The following is a 21,700-nucleotide window of genomic DNA, read 5'->3' on the forward strand; positions in this document are numbered from 1 at the left end:
CCCCCGGGCCGTTCGCCGGCCGGCCGCTCAACCCCGGCCCGCGGCGGCCCGGGTGTCCACGGCGCCCCCGTCGCGCGCGCACGGGTTGCCGCGGGGCAGACCGTAACGGCCGCCGATCCGGTAGGTGCCGGGCCCCGGGGCGTACAGCACGGTCCACTCCCCCGCCTCGGTGAGGCAGCCCCGGGTGAGCCCGCCGGAGCCGCCGGGACCGCCGGCGACACCGGCGTCGTCGGCGTCGTCGGCGTCGGCGTCCTCGATGCCCAGCCACGGCGACCACGGGATGCGCAGCAGCACCGGGCCCGCCCGCGGTACGTCCAGGGTGAGGGTCGCCGGGCCGGCCTCGCGCACGGTCGCCGGCGGATCGACCAGCGGGACGGTGTCGGTGACCCGGTAGAGCCGCCAGCTGTCGTCCCGCCAGATCTGGTCCAGCCAGGTGTGGCCCCGCGCCACGATCTCGGCCTCCTGCACGGCGGCGTCGTCCAGTTCGGCGGCGGGAAGGACCACGTAGCCGACGCTCCAGTGCCGCAGCCAGGAGTGGTACGAGTCCGGGGTGAGCGTGTCGTCGTAGAAGAGCGGGTTGCGGACCACGTCGACCTGCCGGTTCCAGCCGCGCGCCAGGTTCACGTAGGGCGCGAGGCCGGAGGCCTCCCGGTGCGAGCGCAGCGGCACCACCTCGATCCGGCCGCGGTCGGCGCCGACCCGGCGCAGCTCGTCGAGCAGGGGCACGGTGGAGCGGGCCGCCCGGGCCGACGGGTCGGCGGCGAGCAGGTCTCCGACCGGCTTGCCGGTCTGCCAAACCGCGACGGCCAGGAACGCCACCGCGAGTGCGACCGCCCGGCGGCCGGCCTGCCGGTGTTCGAGGGCGGCCGCGAGCAGCACCGTACCGGCGAACAGCAGGGACAGCCGCTCGACGTTGCTGCCGACCGGCGAGGGCACCGCCCAGGTGACGACCACCCCGAGCGCGTACGCCACCGCCCCCGCGCGGACGGTGCGCCAGCCGCGCGGCACCAGCACCGCGACCGCGACCGCCGACGCCGTCACCGGCGCCGCCACCCACCAGTCGAAGGGCTGGACGCCCTCGAACGGGAAGACCAGCGCGGTGCCGGCGACCACAAGCGCAGGTCCGGCGGCGAGCGCCGCGGCGCCCCGGCGCCGGCCGGTCAGCCACAGCGCCGCCGCGACCACGCCCAGGAACAACCCGGCGACCGGGCTGCTCATGGTGGCGAGGGCGGCGAGCGCGAAGGCTCCCGCGGCACGTCCGGCCCGGGTCGGCGGGAGGCCCGCCAAGGCCGCCGCCAGCCCGAACGCGATGCCGACGGCGAAGGTCACCCGGCCCGAGACGACGTTGCACCACAGGGCGAGAGCCGTCCACAGGGCGGGCGGCATCGGGCGGGCGATCCGGGTGCGTACCAGCAGGCCGGCGGCGAGCGCCGTGGCCGCCGTCCCGGCGAGCACCCCGGTGGTCCGCACGCCGAGAACGCCCATCAGGTAGGGCGTCAGGAGGCTGTAGGAGGCGGGGTGCATCCCGCCGTACCAGGAGAGGTTGTAGGCCGAGTCCGGGTGCTGCCGGATGAACCCCGTCCAGGCGTACTGCGCCGCCAGGTCCCCGGTGTCGGACGCGAGGAAGAGCGCCCACACCGCGTGCAGGGCGGCGGCGAGCAGGGTCGCGGCGACCACCGGACGGCACAGGGTGCGCAGGTCGCGCAGGGGACGCTCGGCGGCGGCGCGGTGCGCCGTCTCCCAGGTGGTCATCGGCTCCCTCTCCCGGAGGCGGAGTCGGAGGCGGGCGGCAGCACCGACCCGGAACGCGCCCGACGGGACGGCCCCGGCCCGTCCCGTCAGACGTCGGAGATCCGGGGCATCTCGCCGGTCGTCCGGGCGAGGTCGAGCACGGCGAAGGCCGCTCCCTGCGGGTCGATCAGGGCGGCGAAGCGCCCGAAGGGGCTGTCCAGCGGGCCGAAGACCACGCTGCCGCCGCGTTCGGTGGTCCTGGCGACCGCCGCGTCGCAGTCCTCGACGGCGAAGTAGACGCCGATGTACGGGGGCAGCCCGGGCGGGAAGTCGGGCGTCATCGCCATCCGTCCCAGCACCGGCTCGTCGGCGAGCTCGAAGACGTTGAAGTCGATCGCGCCGTCGTCCATCCGCCGTACGCGGTAGGGGAAGACCGCGGGGAAGAAGGCGTCCGACGCCGCGGGGTCGCGGGTGTACACCTCGGCCCAGCAGTACGCGCCGCGCTCGCCGCGCTTCTCGAAGCCCTCGTGGGTGCCGGCCTGCCAGACCCCGAACGGGACACCGCCGGGATCACGGGCGAGCAGCATCGAGCCGAACTCGCCGACCCGCATCGGTTCCATGACCACCTCGCCGCCGGCCTCCCGGATCCGGCGTGCGGCGGCGGCGACGTCCGGCGAGGCGAGGTACAGGCACCACGCCGACGGGCTCTCCTGGCCGGGCATCGGCGGGACGACGGCGGCCACCGCCCTGCCGTCCGAGTAGGCCTGGGTGTAGTTCCCGTACTCCGACGAGCTCTCGCCGAAGGTCCAGCCCAGCACGTCGCCGTAGAACGCCTTCGCGCTCTCCACGTCGGCGAACATCGCGTCGGCCCAGCACGGTGTGCCTTCCGGTTGCACGGCCATGGTGCCGGCTCCTCTCCTGCTCCGCGGGCGGTCCGGTTCCTCACGCTAACCATTCGTCCGGTGCCCCGCGCGGGCAGCGGCGGCGGCGGGCGGGCGGTCAGCCCATGGTCTTCGCGCCGTCCAGGGACTCCCGGATGATGTCGGCGTGGCCCGCGTGCTGGGCGGTCTCCGCGAGGACGTGCAGCAGCACCCGGCGCACCGACCAGGCGGCGCCCGGCTCGAACCAGGGCGCCTCCGGCAGCGGGTGGACCAGGTCGAGGTCGGGCAGGGCGGCCACCAGCTCGTCGGTGTCCCGTGCCACCCGGTCGTACGCGTCCAGCAGTCCGTCCAGGGTCTCGCCGTCGAGCATCCGGAACTGGCCCTCCCAGTCGACGGGTTCGCTGCGCATCGCCTCGGCGCCGCCGACCGCGAACCGCATCCAGCGTGCCTCGACGCCGGTGACGTGCTTGATCAGGCCGCCCAGGCAGAGCTCGCTGACGGTGGTGCGCCGGGCGGCCTGCTCGTCGTCGAGTCCGCGGACGGTGTGCCGCAGGAAGCCGCGGTGTTTCGCGAGGGTCTCCAGCAGGTCGGCGCGCTCGGTGCCGGCGGAGTTCTGATGAGTGGTCACGGTGTCGCTGCCTCCGGTGTCGTAGAGCTCTGACCTGCCCTTCCACAGAACCACAGAGCCGGCCCGCCGGCGCGGAGGCGGGCGAGCCGTTTCGGCCCCCGCTGGCGCGTTGCAGAGCCGTGACGGTTGGCACACACTCCACGGACGTTCGATTGCCAGACTTCTCTCATCGAACAGAGCAGCAGCAGGTCGAACAGGTGAATCGACAGTCCCTGACGTGACGGCGCGGCTCGACCGAACACGCACCACCCGAACCGTCGTCACCACTGGGGGGAACCAGTCATGACCGCTCGCATCCGCCTGCGCCGCACCGCCATCGCCGTCGCCCTCGCCGTCACCACCGGCGGCGCCCTGCTGACGGGCTGCGGCCCGACCACCGACGGGACGTCCTCGGCCGCCTCCGCCGTGGCCACCACCGCCTCGGCCGCCCCGCTCGGCCCGGTCGGCGCCACCCCCTCGGCCACCCCCTCGGCCGCTCCCTCGCCGTCCGCCTCCGCGACGCCCGGCTCCGCGGCCCCCTCGCCGTCCGCCCCGGCGAGCCCGTCGACCGCCGCACCGTCCGCCGCCGCGACCCCCGCCGCCGCCGTCAACGGCACCGCCCACAGCGCCCTCACCATCAGCGACGGGACCCGGTACGTCCTGATGAACGGCACCTCGGTGGACTTCGGCACCGCCGTCCGGGACCTCTCCTGGTCGCCGAACGGCGCCAAGGCCGCCTTCATCGACGGCTCGGGAGACCTGGTGGTCGCCAACCCGGACGGCAGTGGCCGGGTCGTCGTCGCCAGGAACCCCGGTGGCCAGACCTGGTCCCACCCCGCCTGGCAGGTGGCCGCGGCCGACTCGCAGTACCAGCTCCAGGGCAAGAACAACCTGTTCTTCGCGGTCTCGAAGGACGGCGTCTCGCGGCTGAAGACCGTGCCGGCCACCGCCGTCAACGGCACCCCGGCCGACCTGCCGCTGGGGAACCTCTCCGATCCCGACGTGGCTCCGCTGCCGACGACCGGCAACACCTGGCCGAACGGCGGCGGGCACAACGGCGCCGCCGTCTACGCCAACACCCGGACCGGCGAGGTGTTCATCCGCGACGACTACCTGCGCCAGCAGGGTTCCGCCATCGCCAAGGGCTCCCAGCCCGCGATCTCCCCCGACGGTGACGACGTGGTGTTCGTCCGCTCGGTCGACGGGCACGACCACATCTTCGAGCTGAGCGACCACGGCACGACCAGCAAGGACCTCACCCCGCACGCCACCACGGACTACACCGAGCCCTCCTGGTCCCCGGACGGCCGCACCCTGGCCGTCCGGACGCCGAACGGCATCGCGACCCTGCCGGCCGACGGCTCCGCCGCCCCCGCCCAGGTCTCCGGCCACCCGGGCCTGCCGGCCTACCGCGGCGGCCACCGCTGACCGGGGCGTACCACCGGCTCACCGCCCCGGCCGGGGCTACTCCCGGCCGGGGCGGGCCAGTTCGGCGCGCAGCTCGTCCAGATGGGTGTCCGCCGACTCGTGCGGCAGGAACTCGACCACGTCGAGGAAACGGAACAGCACCTTCGTCGCGGTGATCGCGTACTCGTAGTCTCCGAAGCCGACCACCGCTCCCGACCCGCCCCGGGCCGCCCCGCGCCGCACGTGCGCGGTCAGTTCGTCGGCCCCGTCCGCCGACAGGCCGCGCCGGGCGTTCGGGCGGGCCAGGTACGGGCACACCATCGAGGCGTACAGCATGCAGGCCCGATGGCCCGGGCCCTCCAGGGTCGGCGCGAGGTTGCGGTACGGGCGGCCGGCCGCCAGCGCGTCGGCGATCGCCGCGCTCTCGGTGGCGCCGACCACCCGCCAGACCGGGCCCCTGGGCATCAGGGCGTTGCAGACCGAGCACAGCCGCTCGCGCGCGCAGTCGGCGCTGCGCCCGTGGTCGGTGAGCGCGAACTGCGGCTGCCCGCCCTCCCACGGGGTGATGGCCGGCACGGGGTAGCCGCGGGAGTCACGGGGCCTGGCCTCGACGGCCGGCGGCTTCGGAACGCTGTCGAAACGCACGGGTCATGCCTACCAGCCGGCCCCCCGCCCGGGGGCACCGGCCCCGGGCACCGCGGAAAATACCAGGTGACGGCCGGGCGGGACCGGTTAGCATGCGGTGGCATGACGCATACGCCTCGTCTTCCCGACGTGCCCGAGAAGCCCTCCCTCGCGGGGCTCGAAGAGAAGTGGTCGCGGCGCTGGGACGAGTCGGGCGTATACCGTTTCGACCGCTCCCGGACTCGGGACCAGGTCTTCTCCATCGACACCCCGCCGCCGACGGTCAGCGGCTCGCTGCACGTCGGCCACGTCTTCTCCTACACCCACACCGACACCGTCGCCCGCTACCAGCGGATGCGCGGACGCGAGGTCTTCTACCCGATGGGGTGGGACGACAACGGTCTGCCCACCGAGCGCCGGGTGCAGAACTTCTTCGGCGTGCGGTGCGATCCCGCCCTGCCGTACGACCCCTCGTTCGAGCCGGCCGCGAAGCCCGGCAAGGAACAGGTCCCGGTCTCCCGGCGGAACTTCATCGAGCTGTGCGAGCGGCTCACCGTCACCGACGAGAAGGTGTTCGAGGAGCTGTGGCAGCGCCTCGGGCTGTCGGTCGACTGGTCGATGACGTACCAGACCATCGGCTCGGCCGCGCGGGCCACCTCGCAGCGCGCCTTCCTGCGCAACCTCGCGCGCGGCGAGGCCTATCTCGCCGAGGCGCCGACGCTGTGGGACGTCACCTTCCGCACCGCCGTCGCCCAGGCCGAGCTGGAGGACCGGGAGCGGCCGGGCGCCTTCCACCGGCTGCTGTTCACCCGCCCGGACGGCGGACGGCTGGAGATCGGCACCACCCGGCCGGAACTGCTGCCGGCCTGTGTCGCGCTGGTCGCGCACCCCGACGACCCGCGCTACCGGGAGCTGTTCGGCTCGACCGTGCGCACCCCGCTCTTCGGCGTCGAGGTCCCGGTGCTCGCGCACCGGCTGGCCGACCCGGAGAAGGGGACCGGCCTCGCGATGGTCTGCACCTTCGGCGACACCACCGACGTGGTCTGGTGGCGCGAACTGCGGCTGGACACCCGCGCGGTGCTCGGCCGGCACGGCCGGTTCGCCGCCGAGCCGCCCGCCGGGCTGGAGTCGGCGCAGGCCCGTACGGCGTACGGGCGGTTGGCCGGCACCACCGTGCACACCGGCCGCGAGCGGATCGTGGCGATGCTCCGCGAGAGCGGCGAACTGGTCGGCGAGCCGCGGCAGATCAGTCACGCGGTGAAGTTCTACGAGAAGGGCGACAAGCCGCTGGAGATCGTCACCACCCGCCAGTGGTACCTGCGCAACGGCGGCCGGGACGAGCGGCTGCGCGGTGAACTGCTCGACCGCGGCGCCGAACTGACCTGGCACCCCGCGCACATGAAGGTCCGCTACGACAACTGGGTCGGCGGGCTGAACGGCGACTGGCTGGTCAGCCGGCAGCGCTTCTTCGGCGTCCCGATCCCGGTCTGGTATCCGCTCGACGCCGACGGAAACCCTTGCTACGAACGGCCGTTGACCCCGCCGGAGTCCGCGCTGCCGATCGACCCGAGCACGGACGCGCCCGAGGGGTTCAGCCCCGAGCAGCGCGACCGTCCCGGCGGCTTCACCGGGGACCCGGACGTCATGGACACCTGGGCGACCTCCTCCCTCACCCCGCAGATCGCCGCCCGCTGGGGCATCGACGAGGACCTGTTCGAACGGGTCTTCCCGATGGACCTGCGCCCGCAGGCGCACGAGATCATCCGGACCTGGCTGTTCTCCTCGGTGGTCCGCGCGCACAGTGAGCACGGGGTGCTGCCCTGGCGGCACGCGGGGATCTCGGGCTGGATCCTGGACCCGGACCGCAAGAAGATGTCGAAGTCGGTCGGCAACGTCGTCACCCCGGCCGACCTGCTGGTCCAGCACGGCTCGGACGCCGTCCGCTACTGGGCCGCGAGCGGCCGGCCCGGCACGGACACCGCGTTCGACGTCGGCCAGATGAAGGTCGGCCGGCGCCTCGCCGTCAAGGTCCTCAACGCCGGCCGGTTCGTCCTGAGCCTCGGTGCGGCCGAGGCCCGGGCGGAGATCACCGAGCCGCTGGACGCCGCGATGCTGGCCGAGCTGGCCGCGACGGTCGAGGCCGCCACCGAGGCCTTCGAGGCCTTCGACTACGCCCGCGCGCTGGAGCGGGCCGAGCAGTTCTTCTGGCACTTCTGCGACGACTACGTCGAGCTGGTCAAGCCCCGGGCGTACGGCGAGCGGGGCGACGCGGCGGCGGACTCCGCGCGGGCGGCGCTGGCCGCGGCCCTGTCGGTGCAGCTGCGGCTGTTCGCCCCGTTCCTGCCGTTCGCCACCGAGGAGGTCTGGTCCTGGTGGCAGGAGGGCTCGGTGCACCGCGCCGAGTGGCCGCGGGCCGAGGAGCTGCACCGGATCGCCGGGCCCGCGGACCGCGCCGTCCTGGCGACGGCCGCCGAGGCGATCGCGGGCGTGCGCAAGGCCAAGTCCGAGGCCCGCCTCCCGATGCGGACCGACGTCGGCCGAGCCGTGATCACCGGCCCGCGGCCGGCCCTGGACCGGCTCGCCCTCGTCCAGGGCGACATCCGCGCCGCCGGCCGCATCGCCGAGGTGGAGACCGTCCTCGGCGAGGACCCGAAGCTGGCGGTGGCCGTCAGCTTCTGACCGGGCGGCCGGGGGCGGTGCGGCCAGGCGCCCGCACCGCCCGCGGCCGGGGCCGGCCGGTCAGCCGGTCCCGCCGCGCGGCACCGCGAACGCGGTCAGCAGCGCCCCGCCCGGGCCGAGTTGGGCCCACGTCCCGGGCAGGGCGAGCACGGCCGCGGCCGAGGTCGGGTACTTCTCCCGGACCCGCGAGAACGGCTCGTCGGTGCGCTCCACCGCCACCAGCAGCACCAGGTCCTGAACGGCCGGGCGGTGGCCCACCAGCAGGACGGTGCGCCGGGTCTCCGGCACCTTGCGGAGCAGGTCCAGCAGATCCTCGGCCTCGGCGCGGTACGCCCGGGGGTCGTACACCACCTCGGGGTCGCCGCCGAGCTCGGCGGCGGCCAGCTCCCAGGTCTCACGGGTGCGCCGGGCGGGTGAGCAGATCACCAGGTCGGGCGCGCGGCCGCAGTCCCGCAGCCAGCGGCCGGCCGCCGGGGCGTCCGCCCGGCCGCGGGGGGCGAGTGGGCGCTCGTGGTCCGGTACGTCCGGCCAGGCGGCCTTGGCGTGCCGCAGGACGATCAGCCGGGCGGGGTGGGCAGCAGCCGTCATGAGGTCAAGTGTGCGCCTCCGAGAGCTCGGACGGGAGCCCACGCGCCGCTGCGCGCGCGTGTTGCGCCCCGGGCCCGCCGCGCCGAGCTGCGAGCATGTGAGTCCCTGCCCGGACACGGATCGGAGCCGCCCCGCCATGGTCGTGAAACTTCGACTCGCCCAGCAGCCCGAGGCCGACGAACTGCTCGGCCGCAGCCCGCTGGCCGCCCTCGTGGGGATGCTGCTGGACCAGCAGGTCCCGATGGAGCACGCCTTCACCGGTCCCCGCACCGTGGCGGACCGGCTCGGCGCGGACGACCTGGACGCCCACCGGATCGCTGCCATGGACCCCGAGGAGTTCGCGGAGCTGTTCGCGCGGAAACCGGCCGTGCACCGCTACCCCGGCTCGATGGCCAAGCGGGTGCAGCAGCTCTGCGAGTACCTCGTCGAGCACTACGACGGGGACGCCGAGGCGGTCTGGCGGGACGCGCCGGACGGCAGGGCACTGCTGGCCCGGCTGACCGCACTGCCCGGCTACGGCAAGCAGAAGTCGCAGATCTTCCTCGCCCTGCTGGGCAAGCAGTTCGGGGTCCGTCCGCAGGGCTGGCGCGAGGCCGCCGGCCCGTACGGCGAGGAGGGCAGCTTCCGCTCGGTCGCGGACATCACCGGCCCGGAGTCCCTGGTCAAGGTGCGCGCCTACAAGCAGGAGGCCAAGCGCGCCGCCAAGGCCGCCGAGGTCAGCGGCAAGGGCTGATCCTGCGGTAGGCGTACCGGCCCTTGATCTCCCGGTTCAGGTACGTCCCGTGGCTGTCGGCGGCCAGCAGCCCGGCGTACTCCTCGGCCGGCACGGCCAGGTAGTGGTAGACCGATCCGCCGGTGTACTCGATCTCCAGCCTGCACGTCGCCGCGTCGTACCCGGCGGACCGGACGCAGGAGGACTCCAGCGGCATCCGCTCCATGCCCCCAGCCTGCCCACCCCGCCCGCGGGCCGCCACCGCGGGAAAACCGGGAGACACCGGACGGGCACGAAGCTAGCGTGCGAACCATGCGCGAACTGTCCGAGAGCGAGATCCGCGAGTCCTTCGTCAACTGTTCCAAGGGCGAGGCCCAGCGGCTCAACCTGCCCCGGGGCCTGGCCGACCTGCCCTGGGCGGACCTGGACTTCCTCGGCTGGCGTGATCCCGGGGCGCCCGACCGCGGCTACCTGGTCACCGAGCGGGACGGCGGCCTGGTCGGGGTCACCCTGCGGGTCCCGTCCGTCCGCCGCAGCCTGGCCAAGAGCAACATCTGCTCGCTGTGCATCACCACGCACGCCGGCGCCGGGGTCGCCCTGCTGACCGCGCGCCGGGCCGGCGTCGCCGGGCGCGAGGGCAACACCGTCGGCAACTACGTCTGCGCCGACCTGGCCTGCTCGCTCTACGTCCGCGGGCTGAAGAAGTCCGCCGTGGTCAGCCGCCCCGAGGAGTCGCTGACCATGGAGGAGCAGATCGACCGGACGGTCGGAAACCTGGACGCCTTCCTGGCGAAGGTCCTGGCCTGAGCACCGGGCACCGGCCCGCGCGCCGCGAGCCCCCGGGCGGGGGCTCGCGGCCGACGGTCAGCCCGCCTGGTACTCGACCGTGAGCAGCGCCCGGCCAACCGCGTGGAAGGCCAGGTTGAAGCCGACCGCCGCCGCCGGCGTGTCCGCCTTCACGTCCAGCACCGGGACGTCCAGGGCGTGCACCGCGAAGATGTAGCGGTGCGCCGGTCCGGGCGGCGGCGCGGCGCCGTCGTACCGGTGACCGGGGAAGTCGTTGCGGACGTGGAAGGACGCGCCACCGGGCAGGTCCGCGTCGGACGAGCCCGCGCCGCGCGCCAGCTCGGTGGTGTCGGCCGGCAGGTTGACGGCCAGCCAGTGCCACCAGCCGCTGCCGGTGGGGGCGTCCGGGTCGAAACAGGTGACGGCGAAGCTCCGGGTCCCGGCCGGGAAACCGGACCAGGACAGCTGCGGCGACCGGTTGCCGCCACCGTGCACGTGCTCGTCGGGCATGGTGGCGCCGTCGACGAGGTCACTGCTGGTCAGCTCGAAGGAGGGCACCTTCGGCAGGAAGTCGTATGGAATCGGCGGACGGACCGTCATGGGGCGTCCCTCTCCTGGACGTCGGGGCGGTTGCTTGCCGGGGCAGTCTATGGATCCGGCGGCCGCTCAGGACCCGAACCGCTCCACAACGGCCGCCCCGAGTTCGCTCTCCGGGCGGCCGAGGTCCAACGGCAGGTCGAAGTGGTTGCGGCCGGCGGCCACCAGGGTCTGCACCGGCACCCCCGCAGCCCGCGCCGCCGCGGCGAACTCGTCCTGCTGACGGGCGAATTCGGTGGTCTCGTACTCGCCCCGGGCGATCACCAGTGGCGGCAGTCCGGCGAGCGGCAGGTGGAGCGGGCTGTTGCGGCGGGCCGCTCCGGCGTCCAGGCCCAGCGCGTCGTTGACGTAGCTGAGGGCGATCGGCTCCAGGTCGTAGACGCCGCTGAGCAGCGCGGCTCCGGCGATCCGGTGCGCGGTGCCGGCCTCCGGGTCGAGCAGGGCCATCGCGGCCAGGTGCGCACCGGCCGAACTGCCGCTGAGGTACACCCGCCCGGGGTCGACCCCGAGCTGCGCCGCGTGCGCGAACAGCCAGCGCACCGCCCGCCGGACCTGGGCCACGATCTCGTCCAGCGGCCACGCCGGCGCCAGCCCGTAGCCGACGGCGGCAAAGGCGGTACCGCGGTCGAGGAAGTCGGGCGCGGCGAAGGCCGAGTCCGCCTTGTCCAGCTCCTGCCAGTAGCCGCCGTGCACGAAGACGTGCAGCGGTGCGCCGGGTGCGGCGGCGGGGAAGAAGTCGAGCAGCTCCGGCGGCTGCGCACCGTAGCGCAGGTCCCGGCGGACGGTCCGGGCGGCATGCGCGGCGGCACTGCCGTCGGTGTACGCGGCCAGTTCGGCCGCCAGGTCGGCCACCCGGCTGCTGGGCGAGTACTCCACATCCAGCTGTGCCCGGTCGAACTGCCGGTAGACGGGTGACATCGCCGCTCCCCTGCCATCAGGTATAGACCAATACCGGGCGCCCCGGATAGCGTGGGAGACCCCCGCGTACCACCCTGCTCCGGAGCCGCCCCATGGAGTCGTCCGTCCTCGCCTTCGCCACCGATCTGCTGGACGAGGGACCCGACGCCTTCTTCGGCAACCTTACCGAGCGGGCCGGCGTCGGCGGGGTGACCCTGGCCTCGGTCTACCACGAGGCCCGCGACGTCTTCCCGCACAACCCGCGCCGGGTGGTCCGGTACCTGGAACCGGGCGCCGCCTACTTCCGGCCCGACCCGGCCCGCTGGGCGGGACGGCGGCTCGCCCCCGTCCCCTCCACCGCCATCGGCGACCGCGACCCCTTCGCCGAGGCCGCCGAGCAGGCCCACCGCCGCGGCCTGCGGCTGCACGCCTGGACGGTCTTCTGCCACAACGACCGGCTCGGCTTCCAGCACCCGGACTGCGCCCCCGCCAACGCCTTCGGCGACCGGCACCGCACCGAGCTCTGCCCCGCCAACCCGGAGGTCCGCGAGTACGCCACCACCCTGGTCGAGGAGCTCGCCCGGTACGGCGTCGACGCGATCCGCGCCGAGTCGCTGCACTTCCACGGGCTGCGCCACGGCTACCACCACGAGCGCTACTTCGAGGACCTCGGCCCGACCGCCGAGGCACTGCTCGGCATCTGCTTCTGCACCCACTGCCGGGCCGCCGCGACCGCGGCCGGCGTCCCCGCGGACGAGGTCCGCGACGCCGTCCGGGAGGAGATCCGGGCCCGCCTCACCGACGAGCGCCGGGCCGCCGAACCGGCCGCCCTCGACACCCTCGCCGACGGCGCCGTCGCCGCCTACCTGGACGCCGCCACCCGCACCGTCACCTCGCTGGCCGCCGAGGTCGCCGAAGCCGCCGACCGGCACGGCATGCGGCTCACCTTCATGGACGGCGCGGGTCCCGGCAAGGGGTGGCTCTCGGGCATCGACCTGCCCGCGCTGGCCGGCACCGCCCACCAGATCGAGACCCTGGGCTACGCCCGGACCCCGGAGGCCGTCCGCGAGAAGGTCGCCGCCTTCGCCCTGCACGGCGTGCGCCCGCAGGAGATGGCCGTCATCCTGCGCCCGATGTCCTCGGACTGCGACGGACCGGACAACCTCGCGGCCAAGATCGAGATCCTCCGCGCCCTCGGCGTCCCCGAGGTCGAGTTCTACCACTACGGCCTGATGCGGCTGTCCTCGATGGACCGGATCGGCGCCGCCCTGCGCTGAGCCTCAGCGCAGGCGGCGCGAGGTGCCGAACAGGCTGCGGGTGATCTCCCGCCCGAGCTGGGTGCCGGCCGAGCGGGCGAAGGACTTCAGCGCCGGGCTGCTCAGCAGCGAACCCAGCATGCCGCCCGGCCCCTCCCGTTCCCGTTCCCGTTCCCGCGTCGGTTGCTCCGGCCGCTCCGACCGCTCCGACCGCGACACGGACTCCGGCCCGGCCGCGGGAGCCGCCGCCGGACGCGCGGTCAGCTTCTCGTACGCGGACTCCCGGTCGATCGCGTCCCGGTAGCGCGCGGCCAGCGGCGAGGCCTCCACCGCCGCCCGCAGCGCCGGCTCGCCCACCGGCCCCATCAGTGACCGCGGCGCCCGCAGCCGGGTCGCGGCCACCGGCGTCGGCGCGCCCTTCTCGGAGAGCACCGTCACCACGGCCTCGCCGGTGCCCAGCCGGGTGAGCACTTCCGTCAGGTCGTATCCGGACCTCGGGAAGGTCGAGACGGTCGCCTTCAACGCCTTGGCGTCGTCCGGGGTGAAGGCCCGCAGGGCGTGCTGCACCCGGTTGCCGAGCTGCGCCAGCACGTCGGCGGGCACGTCCTTGGGCGTCTGGGTGACGAAGAAGATCCCGACCCCCTTGGACCGGATCAGCCGCACCGTCTGGGTGATCGACTCCAGGAAGGACGTGGACGCGCCCTTGAACAGCAGGTGCGCCTCGTCGAAGAAGAACACCAGCTTCGGCCGGTCGAGGTCGCCGACCTCCGGCAGCTCCTGGTAGAGGTCGGCCAGCAGCCACATCAGGAAGGTGGAGAACAGCCGCGGCCGGTTCTGCACCGCGGGCAGCTCCAGCACCGAGACGACCCCCCGCCCGTCCGCGGCGGTCCGCAGCAGCTCCGCCGTGTCGAACTCCGGCTCGCCGAAGAACGCCCCCGCACCCTCGTTGTCCAGCACGGTGAGCGAGCGCAGGATGACCCCGGCGGTGGCCGCCGACAGCCCGCCGACCCCCTTGAGCTCGGCCTTGCCCTCGGGTGAGGTGAGGAAGGAGATCACCGCCGTGAGGTCCTTGAGGTCGTACAGCTCCAGGCCGCTGCGGTCCGCGTAGTGGAAGACCAGTCCGAGCGAGGCCTCCTGGGTCTCGTTCAGCTCCAGCACCTTGGCCAGCAGCAGCGGCCCGAAGCTGGTCACCGTCGCCCGGACGGGGATCCCGGTGCCCTGGCCGCCCAGCGCGTAGAACTCGGCCGGGCAGCCCCGCGGCGTCCAGCTCTGGCCGACCTCGGCGGCCCGGCCGGTGATCCGGTCGTTCGGGGTGCCGGGCACGGAGATCCCGGAGACGTCCCCCTTGATGTCGGCCAGGAAGACCGGCACCCCCTGCGCCGAGAGCTGCTCGGCGATCAGTTGCAGGGTCTTGGTCTTGCCGGTGCCGGTGGCACCCGCCACCAGACCGTGCCGGTTCAGCACCCCGAGCGGGATCCGCACCTGCGCCCGCGGGTAGGCGTCGGCACCCAGCAGGACGGCGCCGAGGTCGAGCGCCGGCCCGGTGAAGGCGTACCCGGCGGCGATCTCCCGGACGGCGTCCGGCGGCTCGGACCCGGGCTGCGACGCGGGCTCGGACGGTGGCGGGGCGGAGGTCATCGGGCTGGCTCCCAACGCGGGGCGAGGTGTCCTGAGAGGTCATGAGGTGTCACAAGGCGGAGGTTTCCGGCATTCACCATCAAAACGCCGGTGTGTTCGACCCGCAGGTCAGGCCACGCCTGCTGCGCCCCCGGCGCCCCGGACGGTAGGCTTTCCGTGTGATCTTCAAGCGCATCGGCAACGGACGGCCGTACCCGGATCACGGCCGGACCAGCACCCGCCAGTGGGCGGACGTCGCGCCGCGTCCGGTGCGGCTGGACCAGCTGGTGACCACCAAGGGCCAGTTGGATCTGGAAACGCTCCTGGCCGAGGATTCGACGTTCTACGGGGACCTCTTCGCCCACGTGGTGAAGTGGCGCGGCGACCTCTACCTGGAGGACGGCCTGCACCGGGCGGTCCGGGCCGCCCTGCAGCAGCGTCAGGTGCTGCACGCCCGCGTGCTGGAGATGGACTGACCGCCCCCTCCGCACCCGAACCCGTATTCCCAGGTCACCCGCCAGAGGTGGCCCGCCCCACCCCGGTACATCCTTTCGAGTGCCGTCGTACTCCAGATGATGATCATTTAGTACATATGCGACCGGTCGGGCACTAGTCTGCTGACTACGGCCTCGCACCAGTCGGCGTTCCCGCCGCACCCGCACCCGCACCGGACGGCCGTCCCGTCACCGAACCCCGCCCCGGCACAAGGGGGAGACAGACCGTGAGCATGTTGACTCCCCAAGGTTTGAAGGGGAAGCAGTACCGGATCACCGGTAACTCGTACCCTCGCCTGGGCCGCCCGCCCCGAAAGAGCCGCCGCGTCCTGGCGCTGATCGGCTCGCTGCTCGCCCTGGCGCTGATCGCGCTGGGCGGGGTCCAGCTGGTGGAGATCTTCACCGGCAGGGGCGGCAAGGCCACGGCCCAGGCCTGCGCCTCGCCCGCCGCGTCCGGGAAACCGCTGGCCGCGCCCGAACCCGGGAGCAGCCCGGCGGCCGGCGCGGGATCGCCCGCGGCCCCCGGCGCACCGGCCGCCACCAGCACCGCCGTCCCGCAGCCGCAGGCCGTCACGGTGAACGTGTACAACGCCACCGGAAAGAGTGGTCTGGCGGCCCGGACCGCGGACGAGCTGAAGGCCCGCGGGTTCACCGTCGGCAAGGTCGGCAACGCGCCCACCGCGCTCGACAAGAAGGTGCCCGGCACCGTGCAGGTGATCAGCGGGCCGGCCGGTCTCGGCGGCGCCACCCTCGTCGGCTCGCAGGTCGCCGGCTCCACCACCACGGCGGACACCCGCGCGGACGCCACCGTCGACCTGGTCATCGGCGACGCCTACACCGCGATGCTCGACCCGACCCAGGCCGCCGCCGCCTTGGCCGCCGCGATCAAGCCCTCGCCGAGCGCCTCCGAGCCGGGCAGCTGCTGACCGGCGTCCGCCCCTTCACCACGACAGCCCGGTGGGCTCCTCCCTGATCGGGGGAGCCCACCGGGCCGTCGTGTCCGTCGTGCGGTGCGCCGGTCAGCCGGCCGTGCCGTAGAGGCGGTCGCCGGCGTCCCCGAGGCCCGGGACGATGTACCCGTGCTCGTTGAGCCGCTCGTCCAGCGCGGCGGTGACCACCGTGACCGGCGTCCCCACCAGCTCCTTCTCCATCAGCGCGACGCCCTCGGGCGCAGCCAGCAGCACCACGGCCGTGACGTCGGTGGCACCGCGCTCCAGCAGCATGCGGATCGCGGCGATCAGCGTGCCGCCGGTGGCCAGCATCGGGTCGAGCACGTAGACCTGGCGGCCGGAGAGGTCGTCCGGCATCCGGGTCGCGTACGTGGAGGCCTCCAGGGTCTCCTCGTTGCGCACCATGCCCAGGAAACCGACCTCGGCGGTCGGCAGCAGCCGGGTCATGCCGTCCAGCATGCCGAGGCCGGCCCGCAGGATCGGCACCACCAGCGGACGCGGGTAGCTCAGCCGGGTGCCCGTGGTGACGGCCACCGGGGTGGTGATCTCCACCTGGTCGGTCCGGACGTCCCGGGTGGCCTCGTACGCGAGCAGGGTCACCAGCTCGTCGGTCAGCCTGCGGAAGGTCGGCGAGTCGGTGCGCTCGTCGCGCAGAGTGGAGAGCTTGTGGGCCACCAGCGGGTGGTCGACGACATGGAGACGCATGTGCCAACCGTAACGTCCGGCAGCACATGGGTACGACTCGCCGCGAAACGGGCGCGGCCGGAAGGGCCGGAGTTGCGGTTGAGGCCGCTGCGACGCGCCACCGATCGGGGTACCTGACCGAACCGAGACCTTTCCCGTGGTATCAACCGGACATTTCTGGGAACCTCGGAGCGTATGAAGAGCAACCCGGACGCCGGGCCCGGCTCGACAGACGAGTCCCAGCCCGTGCCCGAGACCCCCGCGGACCGCCGTAGACGGCGGGCCGTGTTCCTTCGCGAGCTCACCGAGGCGCGCGAACTACGGGCGCGCGTGCAGCCGCGGCGTACCAAGGAGCGCCGGCTGCGCGAGGCGATGCGGATGCGAACCTTCCGGATCTGACGGCCCACCGGCCGTTCCGTCGGCCACCGGCCGGCCATTCCGACACGACCTGCAAAGACGCGCTGCAGAACACCCCCCGCAGCGGCAGGCTTTCTGTCACGATGCGGTGGGACGGTCCGAACAGCGGACCGCCTCTGGCGCGGGGGCGGCCAGACCGCGTTCGCCCGAGATCGCCGACAGCCGAGACCAATCTTGGGAGTGTCCCTGGTGGCGTACTTCGCTGCAGTGCTTGCTCGCACCGGTGCCGGGTGGGATGTGAGCGAGACCGAACTCGACAACGTAGAAGCCCTGACCGATCTGGTCGACCTCGCCCGGGAGGCCGCCGAGGACGACGACACGGTGCTGGTCTTCATCGAGCAGGAGGACGCCTGGTTCGCCGTCCTGCGGGTGGACGGGGAGGAGGACCCCCGGATCTTCGTCTCCGACGGCGCCGCGGCGGCCCGCAGCTCCTACGGCGCGATCCTGACCGACGAACTGGTCGAGCAGACCGGTGACGACTTCGACGACCTCGACGACCTGGTGGCCGACCTCGACGACGAGGACGCCGCCGAGAGCGACCAGGACGGCGACGACGAGAGCGCCGGAGCCGTCGGCCCCGGCGGCGTCCCGGTCGGCCCGCTCGGCGACGCCGAGCTGCTGGCCGAGTACGGCCTGGGCGCCACCGAGCTCAACGACCTGGCCGGTGAGGGCGCGGTGCCCGGCGAGGCCCTCGCCGAGATCGCCGAGGCGATCGGCTGCGGCGAGATCCTGGAGGCCGTGCGCTAGCGGGCGGCCCGGTGGCCCGCCGCCCGGGCCCGGTGCCCGACACTGGGTCCATGCAGCCCGCACCGACCCCCCGGCTCGCCCCGCTCCCGGCTCCGGTACGCCCCGACCCGGTACGCGACCCCTGGACCGCCCGGATGCGCCTCGCCATGGACGAGGCCGCGCTGGCAACGGCCACCGGTGACGTACCGGTCGGGGCGCTCGTCCTGGGACCGGACGGCACCGTCCTCGGCCGCGGCCACAACGAGCGCGAGGCCGTCGGCGACCCGACGGCGCACGCCGAGGTGGTCGCCGTCCGACAGGCCGCCGCGGCCCTGGGCGAGTGGCGGCTCAGCGGCTGCACCCTGGTCGTCACGCTGGAGCCGTGCACGATGTGCGCGGGCGCGATCGTGCTGTCCCGGATCGACCGGGTGGTCTACGGCGCCCTCGACGAGAAGGCCGGCGCGGCCGGCTCGCTCTTCGACGTGATGCGCGACCGCCGGCTCAACCACCGGCCCGAGGTGATCGGCGGTGTGCTCGCCGAGGAGTGCGGCGCCCAGCTCCGCGCGTTCTTCGACACCCAGCGCTGATCCCCCGTACGGACCCGGCTCCGGAACGGATTTCGTCCCCGCCCGGACCGTCCGGTAGAGTCTCCCTCGGTAGCGTGTCCGAGCGGCCAAAGGAGCACGCCTCGAAAGCGTGTGTGGGGGCAACTTCACCGTGGGTTCGAATCCCACCGCTACCGCTCTGAGCAGGACGAACGAAGGGCCCGAGCTGATCACAGCTCGGGCCCTTCGTCGTTGCTCCGGTACGCGCAACGGCCCCGCACGCCGGCCGGTCGACGACCACCGTGACCGGGGAGTGCGAGGCCCGTCGACCGCGCGGGCCGTCGGAAGGGGGAGCGGCCTACGGGGGGACGAGACCGCTCCCCCTGCGGAGATCCCACAACCGGTGCCGCGTCGGGGGGAAGCCGCGGCGCCCGGTCCCACAGCGGGGAAACTCCGGTTCCATGCACCGGGGATTCCTGCCAGATCCTCGGCACATCAACCATCCTGCCGCCCGGTCCCCGCCCGGGCATCCGGAGAAAGCCCTCACTCGCGGGGACCTTCGTCCCGTCGGGTGAACGCGGCTCTCACCCGATAGCCCGTCCGGTGGATAAGCTGCGGCCAGAAGAGAGGGCGCCCGGGGACCGGGACGGCGCCCTGTACGAGGGAGGCAGGCCCGTTCGATGGCTCAGGCGAAGAAAGTCGGGATGTACCTGCTGCTGATCTTCGTGATCTACACGATCATCACCTCTCCCACCCGGGCCGCCGAACTGGTCCAGTCGGGGTTCGTCGGCATCTCGGACGCGGCGAAGGCGGTCGGGACGTTCATGACCGGGCTGGTGAAATAGCGCTCCGCCCGGCCGGTTACCGTGACGGGGTTCGTTCACCCTCACTGCTAGGAGCGGCATCGTGATCCGGCACCTGGTCCTGTTCAAGCTCAACGACGGCGTCTCCAAGGACGACGCGCGCGCGGTCGCCGGCGCCAAGGCCTTCGCGGAGCTCGGCCCGCTCATCCCCGAGCTGCGCGAGTGGGAGTGCGGCTGGAACACGACGGACCGCGACATCGCCCACGACTACGCGATCAACAGCCTGGTCGAGGACCGGGACGCGCTGCAGGCCTACCTCGGCCACCCGGCCCACCAGGCCGCGGCCGGTCAGTGGCGCGAGTTCGCCACCTGGGTGATCGCCGACATCGAGGTCTGAGCGGCCCGCCGACCCACCGGGCCGGCCGTCGCACACGTACAACCCTTGCGGCCCCCCGCCCCGATCCCGGGCGGGGGGCCGATGCACATACCGCCGTTCGCCGCACCGTCAACCAACACGCCTAGATCCGGTGCTTGCCCGCACTGCGAACGACTTGTGATGCTATGACCGGTTTTGCCGGATATGGCAAGGTGGTGAGCGAACCCCGAGCAGCACCGAGGCGCCCGGTCAACGCCGGGCTGCAGGCTGGCAGCCCGGATCACGCGGTGTCGACATTGGGAGGGGTGCAGGTGTCCGTACGGACACAGGACGGGACGCCGGAGGCCGGCCAGGACGACGAGGTCCGCGTCGCGGCCGAGGCCGCGGCGGAGGCCGTGCGGGCCACCGCCGAGGAGCCGAGGGACCGCCGGTCGGGTGCGCGCGGCAGCGCGGTGGACGTCCGCACGCTGACCCGGGTGCTCTTCGAGCGGATGGCGGAACTGCCGCCGGACGCGCCCGAGCGGGCCCGGGTACGGGCCGCCCTGATCGAGGTCAACATTCCCCTCGTCCGCTACGCCGCGACCCGCTTCCGCAGCCGCAACGAGCCGATGGAGGACATCGTCCAGGTCGGCACGATCGGCCTGATCAACGCCATCGACCGATTCGACCCGGAGCGCGGGGTGCAGTTCCCCACCTACGCCCTGCCGACCATCCTCGGCGAGATCAAGCGCTACTTCCGGGACAACGTCCGCACCATGCACGTGCCGCGCCGCCTCCAGGAGCTGTGGGTCCAGGTCAGCGGCGCGATGGAGGAGCTGACCGTGGTGCACGGGCGGGCCCCCAAGGTGCCGGAGATCGCCGCCAACCTGCGGATCCCGGAGGAGGACGTCCGGGCCTGCCTGGACGCCGGACGGGCCTACAACGCCGCCTCGCTGGAGGCCGCGCAGGAGCACGAGGGCGGTCTGGCCCTGCTGGACCGGCTCGGCTACGAGGACTCCGCGCTGGCCGACGTGGAGCACCGGGACATGGTGCGGCACCTGCTGGTGCAGCTGCCGGAGCGGGAGCGGCGGATCATCATGCTGCGCTTCTTCGCCAACCTGACGCAGTCCCAGATCTCCACCGAGCTGGGGATGTCCCAGATGCACGTCTCCCGGCTGCTGGCGCGGATCCTGACCCGGCTGCGGACCGGGAACTCCTGGGAGGACTGAGCACGGGCGGCGGCGATCCCGGGTCGCACCGTGTTACCGCGGAGTGACATCTTGCGACATTCGGGTTTGCCGGGGACAGTGTGCCGGTATTGAGGTGGGGGACGAACTCATCCGGGAACCACTGTCTGGTGGTGCCCGTTGAACAGTCAGTCACGAGGGGGTGGGTGCGTGTCCGGAAAGCCGGCCAGTGCAGTCGTCGAGGCAGTCGCCGAGGGGATCCCGGGGCAGGGGGCGGTCGCCGTCGTGCCCGCCCGGTCGGCCGGGCCCGCGGAGCCCGCCGCCGCGCCTCCCGGGATCGAACTCGCCGACCGGACTCTGGACACCCGCACGCTCTCCCGCTCACTGTTCCGCCGGCTGGCCACCCTGGACGCCGGGAGCGCGGAGCACACCTATGTCCGGGACACCCTCATCGAGCTGAACCTGCCGCTGGTCAGGTACGCCTCCGCGCGCTTCCGCAGCCGCAACGAGCCGATGGAGGACATCGTCCAGGTCGGAACGATCGGCCTGATCAAGGCGATCGACCGCTTCGACCCGGACCGCGGGGTGGAGTTCCCGACCTTCGCGATGCCCACCGTGGTCGGCGAGATCAAGCGCTTCTTCCGGGACACCAGCTGGTCGGTCCGGGTGCCGCGGCGGCTCCAGGAGCTGCGGCTCGCCCTCACCAAGGCGGGCGACGAGCTCTCCCAGAAGCTGGACCGCTCCCCCACCGTGCCCGAGCTGGCCGCCTTCCTCGGCGTCAGCGACGACGACGTGGTGGAAGGCCTCGCGGTCGGCAACGCCTACACCGCCAGCTCCCTGGACTCCAGCCCCGGCGAGGACGACAACGGCGAGGGCCCGCTGGCCGACCGGCTCGGCTACGAGGACCTCGCCCTGGAGGGCGTGGAGTACCGCGAGTCGCTCAAGCCGCTGCTGGCCAAGCTCCCGCCCCGGGAGCGGCGGATCATCATGCTGCGCTTCTTCGGGAATCTGACGCAGTCGCAGATCGGCGAGGAGATCGGCATCTCCCAGATGCACGTCTCCCGGCTGCTGACGAAGACCCTGGCCCAACTGCGCGACGGGCTGATCACGGAGTCCTGAGGCGGCCGTGACGGGCCGCGACGGGCCTCGGCGGGCCG

General features: G+C 73.4%; 24 protein-coding genes and 1 tRNA gene. 15 read left to right on the top strand and 10 right to left on the bottom strand.

Annotated features, from left to right (window positions below):
* Positions 1-27: 27 nt before the first annotated feature.
* From OG871_RS19000 to OG871_RS19010, 3 genes are all read right to left on the bottom strand, one after another.
* Positions 28-1,752, bottom strand: a complete 1,725-nt coding sequence (locus OG871_RS19000; RefSeq protein WP_371498092.1) for an MFS transporter — start codon at positions 1,750-1,752, stop codon at positions 28-30.
* 86 nt (positions 1,753-1,838) lie between these two features.
* Entirely contained in the window at positions 1,839-2,633 is a 795-nt protein-coding gene (locus OG871_RS19005; RefSeq protein WP_371498093.1) for a VOC family protein, read from the bottom strand.
* A gap of 97 nt (positions 2,634-2,730) precedes the next feature.
* Positions 2,731-3,240: a DinB family protein gene (locus OG871_RS19010; RefSeq protein WP_371498095.1), complete on the bottom strand. Its 510-nt coding sequence runs from the start codon at positions 3,238-3,240 to the stop codon at positions 2,731-2,733.
* A 282-nt stretch (positions 3,241-3,522) separates the two neighbouring features.
* Here OG871_RS19010 and OG871_RS19015 point away from each other — a divergent pair, with 282 nt between their 5' ends.
* Positions 3,523-4,647, top strand: a complete 1,125-nt coding sequence (locus tag OG871_RS19015; RefSeq protein ID WP_371498096.1) for a hypothetical protein — start codon at positions 3,523-3,525, stop codon at positions 4,645-4,647.
* Positions 4,648-4,683: 36 nt separating this feature from the next.
* Here OG871_RS19015 and OG871_RS19020 read toward each other — a convergent pair whose 3' ends face one another.
* On the bottom strand, positions 4,684-5,271 hold the full coding sequence (locus OG871_RS19020) for a hypothetical protein (RefSeq protein ID WP_371498097.1): 588 nt from the start codon (positions 5,269-5,271) through the stop codon (positions 4,684-4,686).
* Positions 5,272-5,373: 102 nt separating this feature from the next.
* Here OG871_RS19020 and valS point away from each other — a divergent pair, with 102 nt between their 5' ends.
* On the top strand, positions 5,374-7,929 hold the full coding sequence (valS, locus tag OG871_RS19025) for a valine--tRNA ligase (RefSeq protein ID WP_371498099.1): 2,556 nt from the start codon (positions 5,374-5,376) through the stop codon (positions 7,927-7,929).
* Between the two features lie 60 nt (positions 7,930-7,989).
* Here valS and OG871_RS19030 read toward each other — a convergent pair whose 3' ends face one another.
* The gene (locus OG871_RS19030; protein ID WP_371498101.1) at positions 7,990-8,517 is read right to left on the bottom strand and encodes a histidine phosphatase family protein; all 528 of its coding nucleotides are present in this window, start codon (positions 8,515-8,517) and stop codon (positions 7,990-7,992) included.
* A 136-nt stretch (positions 8,518-8,653) separates the two neighbouring features.
* Between OG871_RS19030 and OG871_RS19035 the strand changes: the two genes are divergently transcribed.
* A complete protein-coding gene (locus OG871_RS19035) occupies positions 8,654-9,250 on the top strand; it encodes an HhH-GPD-type base excision DNA repair protein (protein WP_371498102.1) in 597 nt (198 codons plus the stop codon).
* Here OG871_RS19035 and OG871_RS19040 read toward each other — a convergent pair.
* Entirely contained in the window at positions 9,234-9,455 is a 222-nt protein-coding gene (locus OG871_RS19040) for a KTSC domain-containing protein (RefSeq protein WP_371498103.1), read from the bottom strand. The two genes, OG871_RS19035 and OG871_RS19040, sit on opposite strands and share 17 nt — an antisense overlap.
* 86 nt (positions 9,456-9,541) lie before the next feature.
* Between OG871_RS19040 and OG871_RS19045 the strand changes: the two genes are divergently transcribed.
* The gene (locus OG871_RS19045; protein WP_371498104.1) at positions 9,542-10,036 is read left to right on the top strand and encodes an FBP domain-containing protein; all 495 of its coding nucleotides are present in this window, start codon (positions 9,542-9,544) and stop codon (positions 10,034-10,036) included.
* Positions 10,037-10,093: 57 nt separating this feature from the next.
* Here the strand turns inward: OG871_RS19045 and OG871_RS19050 are convergent, their stop codons facing one another.
* Together OG871_RS19050 and OG871_RS19055 are read right to left on the bottom strand one after the other, a co-directional pair.
* Positions 10,094-10,615: a YbhB/YbcL family Raf kinase inhibitor-like protein gene (locus tag OG871_RS19050; RefSeq protein WP_371498106.1), complete on the bottom strand. Its 522-nt coding sequence runs from the start codon at positions 10,613-10,615 to the stop codon at positions 10,094-10,096.
* Positions 10,616-10,681: 66 nt separating this feature from the next.
* Positions 10,682-11,530, bottom strand: a complete 849-nt coding sequence (locus OG871_RS19055) for an alpha/beta hydrolase (protein ID WP_371498108.1) — start codon at positions 11,528-11,530, stop codon at positions 10,682-10,684.
* A 92-nt stretch (positions 11,531-11,622) separates the two neighbouring features.
* Here OG871_RS19055 and OG871_RS19060 point away from each other — a divergent pair, with 92 nt between their 5' ends.
* Positions 11,623-12,786, top strand: coding sequence for a hypothetical protein (locus OG871_RS19060; protein WP_371498110.1), 1,164 nt, complete (start codon positions 11,623-11,625; stop codon positions 12,784-12,786).
* Between the two features lie 3 nt (positions 12,787-12,789).
* Here the strand turns inward: OG871_RS19060 and OG871_RS19065 are convergent, their stop codons facing one another.
* Entirely contained in the window at positions 12,790-14,403 is a 1,614-nt protein-coding gene (locus OG871_RS19065; RefSeq protein ID WP_371498112.1) for a helicase HerA-like domain-containing protein, read from the bottom strand.
* Between the two features lie 158 nt (positions 14,404-14,561).
* Here OG871_RS19065 and OG871_RS19070 point away from each other — a divergent pair, with 158 nt between their 5' ends.
* On the top strand, positions 14,562-14,858 hold the full coding sequence (locus tag OG871_RS19070; protein ID WP_014136828.1) for a type II toxin-antitoxin system VapB family antitoxin: 297 nt from the start codon (positions 14,562-14,564) through the stop codon (positions 14,856-14,858).
* Between the two features lie 269 nt (positions 14,859-15,127).
* Entirely contained in the window at positions 15,128-15,802 is a 675-nt protein-coding gene (locus OG871_RS19075; protein ID WP_371498115.1) for a LytR C-terminal domain-containing protein, read from the top strand.
* Between the two features lie 93 nt (positions 15,803-15,895).
* Here the strand turns inward: OG871_RS19075 and upp are convergent, their stop codons facing one another.
* Positions 15,896-16,531 carry a uracil phosphoribosyltransferase gene (gene upp, locus OG871_RS19080; RefSeq protein WP_371498117.1) on the bottom strand — a complete coding sequence of 212 codons (636 nt, stop codon included), beginning with the start codon at positions 16,529-16,531 and terminating at the stop codon, positions 15,896-15,898.
* 174 nt (positions 16,532-16,705) lie between these two features.
* Between upp and OG871_RS19085 the strand changes: the two genes are divergently transcribed.
* The 8 genes from OG871_RS19085 (at position 16,706) to OG871_RS19120 (ending at position 21,662) form a co-directional block, all read left to right on the top strand.
* On the top strand, positions 16,706-16,909 hold the full coding sequence (locus OG871_RS19085; protein WP_371498119.1) for a hypothetical protein: 204 nt from the start codon (positions 16,706-16,708) through the stop codon (positions 16,907-16,909).
* 255 nt (positions 16,910-17,164) lie between these two features.
* Complete coding sequence (locus OG871_RS19090) at positions 17,165-17,674, top strand: hypothetical protein (RefSeq protein ID WP_371498121.1); 510 nt, start codon at positions 17,165-17,167, stop codon at positions 17,672-17,674.
* A 50-nt stretch (positions 17,675-17,724) separates the two neighbouring features.
* The gene (gene tadA, locus OG871_RS19095) at positions 17,725-18,240 is read left to right on the top strand and encodes a tRNA adenosine(34) deaminase TadA (protein ID WP_371498123.1); all 516 of its coding nucleotides are present in this window, start codon (positions 17,725-17,727) and stop codon (positions 18,238-18,240) included.
* Positions 18,241-18,308: 68 nt separating this feature from the next.
* Positions 18,309-18,395: transfer RNA gene (locus OG871_RS19100), tRNA-Ser, on the top strand.
* 483 nt (positions 18,396-18,878) lie between these two features.
* Positions 18,879-19,043, top strand: coding sequence for a hypothetical protein (locus OG871_RS19105; protein ID WP_350641138.1), 165 nt, complete (start codon positions 18,879-18,881; stop codon positions 19,041-19,043).
* 61 nt (positions 19,044-19,104) lie between these two features.
* On the top strand, positions 19,105-19,398 hold the full coding sequence (locus OG871_RS19110) for a Dabb family protein (RefSeq protein ID WP_371498126.1): 294 nt from the start codon (positions 19,105-19,107) through the stop codon (positions 19,396-19,398).
* Between the two features lie 374 nt (positions 19,399-19,772).
* Positions 19,773-20,585, top strand: a complete 813-nt coding sequence (locus OG871_RS19115) for an RNA polymerase sigma factor SigF (RefSeq protein WP_371503357.1) — start codon at positions 19,773-19,775, stop codon at positions 20,583-20,585.
* A 216-nt stretch (positions 20,586-20,801) separates the two neighbouring features.
* Positions 20,802-21,662, top strand: coding sequence for an RNA polymerase sigma factor SigF (locus OG871_RS19120; protein ID WP_371503358.1), 861 nt, complete (start codon positions 20,802-20,804; stop codon positions 21,660-21,662).
* Positions 21,663-21,700 lie beyond the last annotated feature (38 nt).

This window comes from Kitasatospora sp. NBC_00374 (assembly GCF_041434935.1).
GTDB lineage: Bacteria > Actinomycetota > Actinomycetes > Streptomycetales > Streptomycetaceae > Kitasatospora.

Coding starts and splice junctions, on each gene's coding strand:
- OG871_RS19000 (WP_371498092.1), bottom strand. CDS start 1,752: ATGACCACCTGGGAGACGGCGCACCGCGCCGCCGCCGAGCGTCCCCTG.
- OG871_RS19035 (WP_371498102.1), top strand. CDS start 8,654: ATGGTCGTGAAACTTCGACTCGCCCAGCAGCCCGAGGCCGACGAACTG.
- OG871_RS19065 (WP_371498112.1), bottom strand. CDS start 14,403: ATGACCTCCGCCCCGCCACCGTCCGAGCCCGCGTCGCAGCCCGGGTCC.
- OG871_RS19005 (WP_371498093.1), bottom strand. CDS start 2,633: ATGGCCGTGCAACCGGAAGGCACACCGTGCTGGGCCGACGCGATGTTC.
- OG871_RS19085 (WP_371498119.1), top strand. CDS start 16,706: ATGAAGAGCAACCCGGACGCCGGGCCCGGCTCGACAGACGAGTCCCAG.
- OG871_RS19050 (WP_371498106.1), bottom strand. CDS start 10,615: ATGACGGTCCGTCCGCCGATTCCATACGACTTCCTGCCGAAGGTGCCC.
- OG871_RS19030 (WP_371498101.1), bottom strand. CDS start 8,517: ATGACGGCTGCTGCCCACCCCGCCCGGCTGATCGTCCTGCGGCACGCC.
- OG871_RS19015 (WP_371498096.1), top strand. CDS start 3,523: ATGACCGCTCGCATCCGCCTGCGCCGCACCGCCATCGCCGTCGCCCTC.
- OG871_RS19105 (WP_350641138.1), top strand. CDS start 18,879: ATGGCTCAGGCGAAGAAAGTCGGGATGTACCTGCTGCTGATCTTCGTG.
- OG871_RS19045 (WP_371498104.1), top strand. CDS start 9,542: ATGCGCGAACTGTCCGAGAGCGAGATCCGCGAGTCCTTCGTCAACTGT.
- tadA (WP_371498123.1), top strand. CDS start 17,725: ATGCAGCCCGCACCGACCCCCCGGCTCGCCCCGCTCCCGGCTCCGGTA.
- OG871_RS19040 (WP_371498103.1), bottom strand. CDS start 9,455: ATGGAGCGGATGCCGCTGGAGTCCTCCTGCGTCCGGTCCGCCGGGTAC.
- OG871_RS19060 (WP_371498110.1), top strand. CDS start 11,623: ATGGAGTCGTCCGTCCTCGCCTTCGCCACCGATCTGCTGGACGAGGGA.
- OG871_RS19055 (WP_371498108.1), bottom strand. CDS start 11,530: ATGTCACCCGTCTACCGGCAGTTCGACCGGGCACAGCTGGATGTGGAG.
- upp (WP_371498117.1), bottom strand. CDS start 16,531: ATGCGTCTCCATGTCGTCGACCACCCGCTGGTGGCCCACAAGCTCTCC.
- valS (WP_371498099.1), top strand. CDS start 5,374: ATGACGCATACGCCTCGTCTTCCCGACGTGCCCGAGAAGCCCTCCCTC.